Raw genomic sequence first — 12819 nt, forward strand, 5'->3', positions numbered from 1 at the left:
AAGATTTAGAACAAATCATTCATATGCTCAGAGTTTACACTAAAAAACAATTAGGTTTTATGTGCGAAAGTTGAGATTTTTATTTTCACTTTTTTAACAAAAAGAATTTCTTTTTCAATAAACTCTTTTCAAGAAGGTTTGTTATCTTTCTTTTCATATTTGAACAAAGAGTCAAATATAGTTAATGTTCTAGATAGTTCATCAAATGATGAGTTTGGAAAAATGTCTGCTCTTATAAATAAAAATATTGATAAAACAAAATTAATATTAGAAAGTGATAATACTTTTTTACTGGAGGTATCAAAAATTGTAGATGAAGTAAATAGAGGAATATTGACAAAAAGATTAACATCAAAAGTTGAATCAGATAATCTAGAAAAACTTAGAATTAATATAAATAATATGCTTGAACACTTAAATGAAGTAGTAGGTAAGGATACAAATAAAATTTTAACTATTTTAGAATCTTTCTCAAAATTAGATTTTACAGATTCAATAAAAGATGATAACAATAAAATTCCAATGGCTTTAAATAATGTTACAAAACTTATAAATGAAATGTTAGTTGAAAATAAATCAAATGGATTAACATTACAACATAGCTCAGATATTTTAATGTCAAATGTTGAAACATTAAGTTCATCATCAACTCAAGCAGCAGCTTCTTTAGAAGAAACAGCAGCAGCTCTTGAAGAAATTACATCAAATATTACAAATGACAATAAAAAAATAGTTCAAATGTCGAATTATGCAAATGATTTAACTTCATCTTCAACAGATGGACAAAAATTAGCCTCACAAACAACTGTTTCAATGGATGAAATTAATACACAAGTAAATGCGATAACAGAAGCAATTACTATTATTGATCAAATTGCTTTTCAAACAAATATTCTTTCACTAAATGCAGCTGTTGAAGCTGCAACTGCTGGAGAAGCAGGACGTGGATTTGCTGTAGTTGCAGCAGAAGTGAGAAACCTTGCTTCAAGAAGTGCAGAAGCTGCAAAAGAGATTAAACATTTAGTTGAAAATGCAAAAACAAAGGCAAATGATGGTAAAACAATTGCTGATAAAATGATATCAGGATATAATAATCTTAATGAAAATATTTCAAAAACTTTAGAATTAATAAAAGATATCGAACACTCTTCAAAAGAGCAATTATCAGGAATTGAGCAAATTAATAGTGCAATAAATCAATTAGATCAACAAACACAACAAAATGCAAATATAGCAACCCAAACACAACAAATAGCAAATAATACACAAACTATTGCAAATCTTATTGTTAAAAACGCAAATGATAAAAACTTTATAGGCAAAGATAGTGTAAAAGCAAAAAAACAAGATGAAACTAAGAGCGTAAGTAGTTCTAAAGAAGCTGTAAAAGTACCTTCTAAAAAAAACATACAGTCTAATCACCCTCCTGTAAAACAAGAAATAAAAATAAAAACTGAATCAAAAATTATAACTTCAAATAAAAAAGATGATGATGAATGGGAAAGTTTTTAAAAATTAAGATAAAAAAATAGCTGTAAAAAGCTATTTTTTATTGGTTTATTATTTTTTAAAATAAGTAAAAATAAATAAAGATATTATAGTAATAAGTATAAAAATATTTGAAAACAAAAGTATTATAAAAAATACCAAAGTTAGAAAGATAGAGCAATTTTTTAAAAAACCTTTTTCAAAAAGTACAATGGCAGTAATAAGTCCAATAATTGCATTCGCAATAAAAAATCCATCTGCAAAAGCCACAAGATTATCTAAAGTTAAAATCTTAAAATATACCAAAATAAGTGTAATAATATAAATCAATGATAATAAATTTAAAGCACCAATTGGAGTTTTATTTGATAAGTGTTTTGAAGTATAAGATGTTAGTTTCAGTGATGAAATAAGCCTTGCAACTCCCCCTACAAATAAAATCAAAGTCCCAACACACAATACCAATGAAACAGTTGATAAAATCATATTTGAGTATGATTTAAATATAGGTTCTATTAGCCAAAGTAGTTTAAATTTTTCAGTAGATTTATGTTCAAAATCTCCAAAAACAATAGCTAAACAAATAAGAATATAAACCAAAGATACTATAATTGCAGAAAATATAACAGCATTTGTAAGTGTTTTTGTCTCTTTTACTTCATTAGAATAATTTCCTATAACTTCCCATCCAACTATTGCCCAAAAGGCTAATAAAAACGAATATCCAAGTTGAGAGACTTCAATACTTGGAATTATAAATTTAAATGAAGAAGTTTGAAGTAAGATATTAATACTAGAAATGAAAAATATTAAAGTAATTGCTGAACTTACTACTAGCATTAATTTACCTATAAAATCGATTTTTAATAAAAGTAAAATATAGGTAATCACATAAATACAAAAGCCTAAAACTACAACTGAAGTATCAGGAAAATAGGGTTTTATAAATTGACCTGCTATTAGTAAAACAGCAACTGGTCCAAAAAATACAGCACATATTAAATAAAAAGAAGTAAGAAGTTGATACTTTTTTCCTAAAGCCTCTTTAGTTGCAAGTGAAACTCCACCATCTCCTGGATACAAAATTGCAAGTTTTCCAAAAATAAGTGCAAAGATAAATCCAAGACTTAAAATGGAAGCCCAAATTATCAAAGAATAGTTTCCTATCATATTGTAAAGCATAGAAGGAAGTAGTATCACTCCTGAGCCTAATATAGGTCCTATTATAAGCCCTGATAGAGTTAGAGTATTTAGTTTTTTATGGTTTTGGAGCAAGTTTATCTTTCTTTTTAAATATTTTAATATTGTTTAGTATTTTTACAGCAATTAAGGTCATTATTGTACCAATAATAATTGAAATACTAACTTTTTCATTAAGAAAAATAATACTAAATGAAATAGCAAAAAATGGAACTAAAAAGATAAAAGAACTTACTTCATTTGTTCCTAGTTTTTCAATACCAATAAAGTAAATAGAAGTAGCAAATGTTGTTGAAATAACTGCAACACATAATACATTTAACCAAAATATTGTATCAAAAGTTGAATATGCCATATTCATAGGTTCAACAAAAAATATTAAAAGTAATATAGTCATAAAAACATACATATAAAATGAAAAAACCAATGGCGATGTTTTAGTTGATTTTGAAGAGATAATTGTAAATACAGGCCATAAAATAGAAGCAACTAAAAAATAGATATTGTGTTCTGTAAATATTTGATCAAATGAATATGTCCAAATACTCAGTATTGTTAAAACTCCAAAAATACCAAGAATAAGTGCAAATATATCTTTGTTTTGTAATTTTTTACCAAAAAATAAAGCCATTAAAATAAATGTATTAATAGGAATCAAACTAGTTACTAAAGCTCCACCAAGACTTGCAGTTCCAAACTTTACTCCTAGAAAATAATATTTTAAATAAGCAATCATAACAATAGCTGCCACAAGTGCAAGAAATAGACTTTTTTTATTTGTATAGAAATATTTTCTTGTTACAACTAATATTGGAGCTAGTGTGATAATAGTAAAGAAGTTTCTTAAAAACATCATTTCATATTCATTTATATATGAGCTTAAAACTTTTGCATTTACCCAAGATGCTCCCCATCCTGCCATGGCTAAAACCATGAAAAAGAAAAATATATTTTTATTTGTTTGTGTCATTAAAAATCTTATTATTAAATTTTATATGCAATAATAGAATAATTAATAAAATATTTATAGAATAATATTGCTATTTTTTTGAAGTAGTGTAGGCGTATATCCAAAATATTTTTTGAAGTTTCTTGTAAAGTGTGATTGATCATTAAAGCCTACTTTAACACTTGCTTCACTAATAGTCAATCCCTTTTGAATTAGATTATTAGCTCTGTTTAATCTTTCATTTATAATAAACGAATGAGGTGTTAATCCTAACTCTTTTTTAAAAACTCTCAAAAAGTGATATTTACTAAGATTACAATTATTTGCAAGAGTATCAAGGCTTATATTTTCATCGATACAGTCATTGATAAGCTCTAATGATTTTTTTAAGATAATTTTATTATCAAACATTTCATCATAAGTTTTACTATAAGCTGTAAAATTGATAATTAAATATGAAAGAGCATCAATTAAATTTGACTCTATGATAATGTCTTCATCTTTTCTAAAAAAAGATTGAAAAAAGTTATGAAGTTTTATAAATAAAAATTTATCATTTATAATATGATTTTCAAAATATGGAATTTTCTTTTCTAAAAATATTTGTCCATATAAATCAGAAATAAGTTCAATATTTGGATAAAAATTTGAGTGTGACCAATGTTGTGAAATCCCGCTATGAACTTCATTTGGATTATTTACTCGTATTGAATATTTATAAAAATCAAAGTTTTTATTAGTATTTTTTGTTTTTAATACTCCATCATAAGTAATACCTATTGTGTATGTATCATGGTAATGTTTAGAAAAATTTTCATTTATATGTTTAACATTTTCAAAAAGAGTATTATTAAGTAGTTTAGTCATTGAGAATTATATCGAAATAATTGTTATAGAAAATAGAATAAAATTGCTATTTTTTAAACATTAAAGAAAAAAGCATTTATGCTTTTTTCTTTAATAAAATAAGTGTAACTCCAATAATAGCAGCTAAGAAAGAAGCACCAAATACTCCTAGTTTAACAGCTGCAATTATTGTTTCATCAGCAAATGCAAGATGAGTAATAAAGATTGACATCGTAAACCCAATTCCACCTAGGAATCCAACTGCAATTACATCACCCCATGAAATTTCATTAGGTTTTTTGATTAAACCTATTTTTGTTGCAAGATAAGTAAATCCGAAAATACCAATTGGTTTTCCTATTACTAATCCTAAAACAACACCTAATACAATCATTATATTTGCGTCTATTGTAGAAAAATCAATAATTACACCGGCATTTGAAAAAGCAAATAAAGGCATAATAAAAAATGCAGATAAACCATGAAGATCATGTTCTAGTCTTACAAGTGGGTTTTGAACTTTATCATATCCATGAGCCATATCTTCTAATGCATCTATTTGGTGGTGATTTAAAATAGGTGTTTCATCTCTATTTTTTTCAAAATCATCTATAGAATCTTTTGTCTTCTTAATAAATTTATCTTCATCTATTTTAGAAGAGATTGGAATTGCAAAAGCTAATAAAACTCCAGCAATTGTAGCATGAATCCCTATTTCATGAATAAATATCCATAAAAATATTCCTAATATTAAATAAGGTAATATTTTTTTAACACCAAGATAATTTAATAGCCAAATAAGAGCATAAGTTACTCCTGCATGTAAAAAATATTCAGCTTTTATTTCACTTGTATATACAGTTGCCACAACTAAAACAGCTCCTAAATCATCAACAACAGCAAGAGCTACTAAAAATAATTTAAGTGCTGGATTTACTCTCGTTCCTAAAAGCATTAAAATTCCAAGGGCAAAGGCAATGTCTGTTGCCATTGGAATACCAAATCCTAAAGGATTATCTGTATTTAAAGCTACATAAATAAGAGCTGGGATAACCATCCCTCCAAATGCAGCAACTATTGGAAAAGATGCTTTAGCAACACTTGAAAGTTCACCTATTACCATTTCTCTTTTTATTTCAAGTCCAACCATTAAGAAAAATAGTGCCATAAGTCCATCATCAATCCAATAAGTCAAAGTCATGGAAATTGATTTATCTCCAAGTGTCATACCTAGTGGCATATGCCACAAATCATAATATGCTTGTCCCCAGCTTGAATTTGCAACAATAACAGCAGCTACGGTTGCTAAAAATAATAGAACCCCACTTAGGGCTTCTTTTGATATAAAATCTTCAATTATCAAAAATTTTTTAAGCATTTTCATCCTTTTTATTTAAACATTTTTTACAAATACCTTTTATTATAATATTCTCAATTTTATATTCAGGTAGTTCAAAATGCATTTTTTTGTGTATGCATTCAATTTTTGAACAAGACGAGCATATAAAATGAGCATGAGGTGTTTTAGAAATTTCAAAATACCTTTTTTTATCATTTGACTCAAAAGAGCTTATTATTGACTCTTCTTCAAATATTGTTATATTTCTATAGAAAGTTGCTTTGTCCATAGATATATTCTCTTTCATATCTTCATACGATAAGGGTTTTTTTGAATCTATTAACAGTTCTAAAATCGATTTTCTAGCATTTGTTAATTTTATGTTTGAAATATTTGTTAAATTTGTTATTTTATTCATAAGTATTATTATATCTATTTATTTTTAAATTTTGTTTTACAACTAAGTTGCGTTAAAGAAATAATGCATTAAAATTGCAGAAATTGCAACTTAGTTGCTTAAAAAAGGAAATTTTTGAAAAAGATATTATTTTTATTTATATCAATAATTGGCATATTAAATGCCTCAACACAACAAATAACAGTTAGCATTTTACCTCAAAAGTATTTTGTTGAGAAAATCACTAAAGATAAGTTTGAAGTAAATGTTATGGTTCAACCAGGTGCTTCACCTCATACTTATGAGCCAAAAACTTCACAAATGAAAGCTTTAGCAGCTTCAAAAGTTTATTTTGCAACAGGAGTTTCATTTGAACATGTATGGCTAGATAAATTTAAGAAAAATGCAAAAGATACACTTTTTGTAGATTTATCAAATGGTATTGAAAAATTAGCAATGGGAAAACATGAACATCATGAAGATGAGGCTGAAGAACATGAACACGAAGGGCATGACGATCACAAAGGACATGAAAAACATGATGACCACGACAAACATGGTCACGAAGCTAAAGACAATCATGATGCTCACGATGAAGATGGCTTAGATCCACATATTTGGTTAGATCCAATTTTAGTGAAAATTCAAGCGAAAAATATTTATGAGACTATGTTAAAAATAGATGCCCAAAATGGTGATTTTTATAAAGAAAATTATGAGCAATTTTTAAAAGAGTTAGATGAATTAGATGCAAATTTGAAAACTATATTAACACCTTTTAAAGATAAAGCTTTTATGGTATTTCATCCTTCTTGGGGTTATTTTGCAAAAAGATACGATTTAGAGCAAATTCCAATTGAACTTCAAGGTAAAGAACCAAAACCAAATGAATTGGTTGATCTTATAAAAGATGCAAAAGAACATGATATAAAAATTGTTTTTGTTTCACCTCAATTTTCACAAAAAAGTGCAAAAACAATTTCTCAAAATATAAATGCAAAAGTTGCAACTATAAATCCAATGGTTGAAAACTGGTCTGAAGGTTTAATTTTAACTGCAAAAGAAATAGCAAGTAGTTATAGTAAATGATGAGATTATTACTTTTATTTCTTTTTCTTAAAGGCATCCTTTTTGGATGCTCTTTATGTTCCGTTTATACTCCTAAAACTCACGTTACAACTTCTATAAAAGCAGACAAAACACATATAAAAACTCTAGATATTAATTGGAGTTTTGCAGCAGAGTTTACAAAAGAATTAATGCAATTATATGATTTGGATTTAGATGCAAAATTTAATGCAAAAGAATTAAAACTAATAGAAGATGCTTTGATAGCATACTTAGAACCTAAAAACTTTTTAACAACTATTACTTATGCACCTACAGTAGAAAAAAATCAAATTGAACTTTCAAAGCAAGAACCTATTTTAAATGAAAACTTAAAAAAAGAATCAAATAAATTTCAAGTAAAAAACTATAAAATGGTTTTCAAAAATGGAGCTTTGAGTTTTGATTATAGTATTGATTTAGATTATAAAATTTATGATAAAAACTCTTTATTTATTCATATATTTGATAATGAAAACTACTTTTTTATAATATTTGATGAGACAAAACAATTGTTGAATATTCCTTATAAAATATCTAAAAAAACAAATTTAAATGATGTTACATTTACAATAGATGCTCCAACTTTAAGCACTTTTGAAAAAGAAGAAGCTTCAAATAAAGTTGAAGTTCAAAAACAAGTAACGCAAGATAAAATTCTTGATGAACAAATTAAGTTAGAAGAAAAACAACAAGTTCTTGAAGAAAAAGTAAAAGAAGAGAGTTTGTTAGATAAATTTACTCAAAATGTGAAAATATATTTAGTAAATATTGAAAAAGGTGAAGATAAATGGGCTTTACTTTTTCTTTTATTTGCTTCTTTTTCATATGGTGTATTACATGCCCTTGGACCAGGTCATGGTAAAGCACTAGCTTTTTCATATTTTTCTTCTCAAAAAAGTTCATATTTTCAAGCTTTCGTTATTTCATTAGCAACAGCCTTTGTACATATAATTGGAGCTTTAATATTAGTTTTGATTTCGGTTTTTGTTCTTCAAAGTGTTTTAAATAAGTTTATGGAAAATTCAGTTTCTTACATTACTTCATTTTCTGCTGTAATTATTATGCTTTTATCTTTATATATTTTATATAGAAAACTGAATAAAAAATCACATACATGTTGTTCTTGTAATATTGATTTAAATAGCACTAGTTTTTCTATTGACTCTTCAAATATGAATTTTATAAAAACAAATGCAAATAAACCAGTAATTAACACACAAAGAAGTAAAAAACAAGATCTACTTTTTGTATTATTTGCTGGAATAATTCCTTGCCCTGGGACTGTTTTATTGTTTGTATATGCTTTTTTACTAAAAACATATTTTTCAGTATTATTAGCAAGTATTGCTATAAGTCTTGGAATGGCACTAGTTATTTTTGCTTCTTCTTTTCTTGGAGTTTCATTACATAAATCATCAGGGAAATCAAGTAGACTGATAAATATTTTAGAAATTGTAGCACCTATATTTATGTTTATATTAGGATTATTACTTTTATTAAATTCAAGTAGTTTTAAATAAGCTATTTGAATATTTAATCAAAGCATAATTATCATCTGATGATAATTATGCTTTGATACTTTTTATTTTTATCAGTTTTAGATATTTACTCTCTCAAACTCATCTATAATATCATTTATATTTTCATAGCCAACAGAAATTCTAAGAAGATTTATAGGAAGTCCGATTTTTTCTAAAAATTTATTTCCCTCTTTTGACATAATCAAATCATAATGAGCCAAATAAGTATAAGGCATTAAAAGTGTAAATTCAGTTCCTAAGCTTGGTCCCTTTGGAAAGTTTAATTTATCATATACCTCTTTGAAATCTTTTTTAAATGTCACAGAAATAATACCTGTAAGGCAGTTCTCATCAATCATTAGTTTTTGATAGTTTGAGGCATATTTAGGGTTTAAACAGTAAAAAATCTCATCTATAAAAGAGGCTTTTTTAAAATACTCAACTAGAAGTTTTGTATTTTTTGATATTACTTTCATTCTTTTTTCATAATCTTTTATTTGAAAAGCAAGTCTTTGAATATCTTTTATATATGGCTCATCTGCGTGTTTGAAAAACTCTTGAGATATCATTGAAATTTTTGAGTTTTCATTTAAAATTAATGCACCCATTAAAACATCTGCATAACCACTGGCAAATTTTGTAAGAGATTCTATATAAATATCTGCATAGGGTTTTAAATCAAGATTATAAGGAGTTGCAAAGGTAGCATCGATTACTAAAACAATATTATATTTTAAACAAAGCTCTTTTAATCTTACTAAATCCACTGTTTGAAGTAGGGGGTTTGTTGGAATTTCAGTTATGATTGCTGAAATTGTGTGGCCTTCAATTTTTAGATACTCTTCTAATAAATCAAGATTATTAATATCATAAAAGATTTTATTTTCATCAAAATAGTGTTCAACTATATTCATAGTATCAAGATATAACCATCCCAGTTGGATTAGTTTATTTTTACCATTTCGCTCTTGGATTGGTTTTAATCCTTTTAGTGCACAATAAACGGCATTCATTCCAGATGGTGCTAAGTAGATATTTTGTTTTGGCTGCTTATATGCTTTTGCTAACTCTTCTATCACAATATTTTTTGCAATGTTTTTATCTGCTAGTTCTTCTTGGTGAATAGTATCTAATAATCCAATTTCAAATAGATAATCTTGAGCCAGTCTTGAAGACAAATTATATCCAACGTGTTGGATAAACTTTAGAACCTTTTGTAGTTGTGTTGTTCCATTTTGAACTAAAATTACTCCAAAAGGCTCATCTATTTCTATTTTATTATGAATGAAATATTTACTACTTACCACATCAACAGCTTTTTGAGAGCTTAAAAGTACAACTTCGTAAGAGTTTGAAACTTTGTATTTCTCTTTTATGTGTGAAGCTAAAAGTTTCAAATAAGGATGCATTACAAATCTTGGATATGCACTTTTTATTTTCTCTAAAATTTCTGGTGTTTGTTCTTCATAATCAATAACATCTTGCAAATTTGGCATAGAAACCGAAACCGCATGGATGTTATTTATAGGCAGAGTTTGTCCACAAGGAATATGAGTAAAAATTGGCTTATTCATTTATCTTTTGTCTACTTTTTTACAGCTTGTTTTATATCAGCGATTAAATCTTCAACATTTTCTAATCCAATAGAAAATCTAACTGTACTATCACTTATTCCAATTGCAGCAAGTTCTTCTTTTGAAAAGCTTGCATGTGAAATCTTTGCAGGAATTTCAACTCTGCTATCAGGGCTTCCAAATGAGCATTTTTCTCCAAAAAGTTTTGTATTTTCAATAAAACTCTCAGCTAATTCAATACTATTAAAATCAACACAAAATAGACCTGGAATAAACTTCATTTGTTTTTTTGCTAAGTCATATTGAGGATGTGATTTTAAAGCTGGATGAGTTACTTTTAATATGTAATCTTGCTCTTCTAAAAACTTAGCGATTAATATAGAGTTTTTTTCATGTTCAGCCATTCTTACTTTTAATGTTGGAATTCCTAGACTGATTAAATAGACATCCATAGGATTTTGACTTCTTCCATGGGCATTTGCATAGTAGTGGATTTTATCACTTAACTCTTTTGTTTTTGCAACAATAGCTCCTGCAACCACAGCTCCATGACCTGAAATATATTTTGTAGTTGAAAATAGTGAAAAATCAGCTCCAAGATCAAGTGGTCTTTGACTTATAAATGTAGCAAGAGAATTATCAACTGCAAATAGGGCATTATATTTATGTGAAATATCTGCAACTTGTTTTAAATCTATGATTTTAAGACCTGGATTTGTTGGACTCTCACATAAAACTAAGTCAATAGGATTAGCTGATAAAATATGCTCTAGTTTTTCAAAATCTAAAAAATCTGCAAAATGAACAGTAACATTGTATTTTTCTTTAAAGATTTTTAATAATCTAAATGTTCCACCATAACAATCAGCCTCTACTAAAATATGAGAATTTGCTTTTAAAACTGTTTCAAATAAAAGTGATACACAAGCGATTCCTGTGTGTGTACACACGCATCCAGCTCCACCTTCCACATGTGTGAAAAGATTTTCTAAAACTTCACGTGTAGGATTATCACTTCTTGTATAATCATAGATTTTATCACCCTTTTGTTTTTTTAAATCAAAAGTTCCTGTATTGTAAATAGGGAAATGTGATGCCCCACTTACATCATCAAAAGGTGCAAATGAAGCCATATGGCATAAAGATGTTTCTATTTGTTCAGTCATAATTATCCTAAAATTTTTAAGAAATTGTATCTAAAATCATATTAATGCAATAGTTAAAATGTTTAATTTTATTTGATATTAAAAAATGCTATAACTATATTAATAAAATAATATTTTAGGAGATATAAGCTATGAATAAAATCATATTATTAATTATTCTTATAATTTCATTTCAAGGATGCGCTACATGGATGGGAATAAAAAAAGATACAAATGATGCTTGGAATGTAACAAAAGATACTTCAAAAGATGTATATAAATCTGTAAAAAAATCAATAAATGAAGCTACTAGTGAATGAAAATAAATTAATAATAATTAAATAATATTAATTTTAGTTGAATATTTACTATTAAAAACTGTGTAAACATAGGATTCTGTGCTATAATAAAAGAATATCTGTAATAACGATAACAAAACTTATAATCATAAAAGGTTGATCTCTATGACTTTAAAATTTCTTATTGTTTTAATTTTTTTAGCTCCGTTTTATTTATTTGCCCAAGAGAGTAAATTAGACAAAATTATATTAGAAAAAAATTTAAAAGTATGTATTTGGCCTGAATATTTTGGTATTAGTTATCTTGATCCAAGAACACAAAAACTAATTGGAATAGACTCAGATTTAGCTAAAGAACTTGCAAAAGATTTAAAAGTTAATCTAGAGTTTGTAGAAAGCTCATTTCCAACATTTATTTCTGATATCATTGAAAATAGATGTGATATTGCAATGTTTGCAATAGGTAACACAGAATCAAGACGTACAAAAGTTAGATTTACAACTCCCCACTTAGAAAGTGATATTTATGCCATCACTACAAAAAATAATAAAAAAATAGAAAATTGGGATGATATTGATAAGGAAGGGATAGTAGTGGCTATTGCTAAGGGCACATACCATGAGCCTGTAATGAAAGAAAAATTAAAAAATGCTAAATTATTAGTAGTTAATAGTATGCATGCAAGAGAACAAGAAGTAGAATCAGGACGTGCAGATGTTTTCATGACTGATTATCCTTTTGCTAAAAGAATGTTAGCCCAAACAAATTGGGCAAAATTAATTAGTCCAAAATCTACTTATCATCTTACTTCATATGCTTGGACGGTAGCTTATGGGGATGACAAATTTTATAATAGAATAGAAAAATTTATTTCAGATATAAAAATTGATGGTAGGTTATATGAGATTGCAAAGCAAAATGAATTAATGCCAATTGTGAAATTAAAGTAAT

Annotated in this window: 12 protein-coding genes; 5 read left to right on the forward strand and 7 right to left on the reverse strand. The window is 26.7% G+C overall.

Going from position 1 to position 12819, the window contains the following annotated elements:
• Nucleotides 1-138 precede the first annotated feature (138 nt).
• Complete coding sequence (locus ABVS04_RS13830; RefSeq protein WP_368031352.1) at nt 139-1512, forward strand: methyl-accepting chemotaxis protein; 1374 nt, start codon at nt 139-141, stop codon at nt 1510-1512.
• Between the two features lie 48 nt (nt 1513-1560).
• On the opposite strand, the gene ABVS04_RS13835 is transcribed toward ABVS04_RS13830, so the two are convergent.
• From ABVS04_RS13835 to ABVS04_RS13855, 5 genes are all read right to left on the reverse strand, one after another.
• Nucleotides 1561-2763 (reverse strand): APC family permease, encoded by a 1203-nt coding sequence (locus ABVS04_RS13835; RefSeq protein WP_368031353.1) that lies wholly within the window; start codon nt 2761-2763, stop codon nt 1561-1563.
• A complete protein-coding gene (locus ABVS04_RS13840) occupies nt 2747-3658 on the reverse strand; it encodes a DMT family transporter (RefSeq protein ID WP_368031354.1) in 912 nt (303 codons plus the stop codon). Before ABVS04_RS13840 ends, ABVS04_RS13835 begins: the two co-directional genes overlap by 17 nt.
• 54 nt (nt 3659-3712) lie before the next feature.
• Nucleotides 3713-4504, reverse strand: coding sequence for an AraC family transcriptional regulator (locus ABVS04_RS13845; RefSeq protein WP_368031355.1), 792 nt, complete (start codon nt 4502-4504; stop codon nt 3713-3715).
• Between the two features lie 76 nt (nt 4505-4580).
• On the reverse strand, nt 4581-5861 hold the full coding sequence (gene nhaA / locus ABVS04_RS13850; protein WP_368031356.1) for a Na+/H+ antiporter NhaA: 1281 nt from the start codon (nt 5859-5861) through the stop codon (nt 4581-4583).
• Nucleotides 5854-6240 (reverse strand): Fur family transcriptional regulator, encoded by a 387-nt coding sequence (locus ABVS04_RS13855; protein ID WP_368031357.1) that lies wholly within the window; start codon nt 6238-6240, stop codon nt 5854-5856. The genes nhaA and ABVS04_RS13855 overlap by 8 nt, the downstream gene beginning before the upstream one ends.
• 114 nt (nt 6241-6354) lie before the next feature.
• On the opposite strand from ABVS04_RS13855, the gene ABVS04_RS13860 reads away from it, so the two are divergent.
• Nucleotides 6355-7308 carry a zinc ABC transporter substrate-binding protein gene (locus ABVS04_RS13860; protein ID WP_368031358.1) on the forward strand — a complete coding sequence of 318 codons (954 nt, stop codon included), beginning with the start codon at nt 6355-6357 and terminating at the stop codon, nt 7306-7308.
• Nucleotides 7305-8849: a nickel/cobalt transporter gene (locus ABVS04_RS13865; protein ID WP_368031359.1), complete on the forward strand. Its 1545-nt coding sequence runs from the start codon at nt 7305-7307 to the stop codon at nt 8847-8849. Before ABVS04_RS13860 ends, ABVS04_RS13865 begins: the two co-directional genes overlap by 4 nt.
• A gap of 77 nt (nt 8850-8926) precedes the next feature.
• Here the strand turns inward: ABVS04_RS13865 and ABVS04_RS13870 are convergent, their stop codons facing one another.
• Together ABVS04_RS13870 and ABVS04_RS13875 are read right to left on the reverse strand one after the other, a co-directional pair.
• Nucleotides 8927-10423, reverse strand: a complete 1497-nt coding sequence (locus ABVS04_RS13870; RefSeq protein WP_368031361.1) for a PLP-dependent transferase — start codon at nt 10421-10423, stop codon at nt 8927-8929.
• A gap of 11 nt (nt 10424-10434) precedes the next feature.
• Nucleotides 10435-11589: a PLP-dependent aspartate aminotransferase family protein gene (locus tag ABVS04_RS13875; RefSeq protein ID WP_368031363.1), complete on the reverse strand. Its 1155-nt coding sequence runs from the start codon at nt 11587-11589 to the stop codon at nt 10435-10437.
• Between the two features lie 131 nt (nt 11590-11720).
• Between ABVS04_RS13875 and ABVS04_RS13880 the strand changes: the two genes are divergently transcribed.
• A complete protein-coding gene (locus ABVS04_RS13880) occupies nt 11721-11888 on the forward strand; it encodes an entericidin EcnAB (RefSeq protein WP_368031364.1) in 168 nt (55 codons plus the stop codon).
• A 144-nt stretch (nt 11889-12032) separates the two neighbouring features.
• The gene (locus ABVS04_RS13885; protein ID WP_368031365.1) at nt 12033-12818 is read left to right on the forward strand and encodes a substrate-binding periplasmic protein; all 786 of its coding nucleotides are present in this window, start codon (nt 12033-12035) and stop codon (nt 12816-12818) included.
• Nucleotide 12819 lies beyond the last annotated feature (1 nt).

Source organism: Arcobacter sp. s6, assembly GCF_040884245.1.
GTDB lineage: Bacteria > Campylobacterota > Campylobacteria > Campylobacterales > Arcobacteraceae > Aliarcobacter.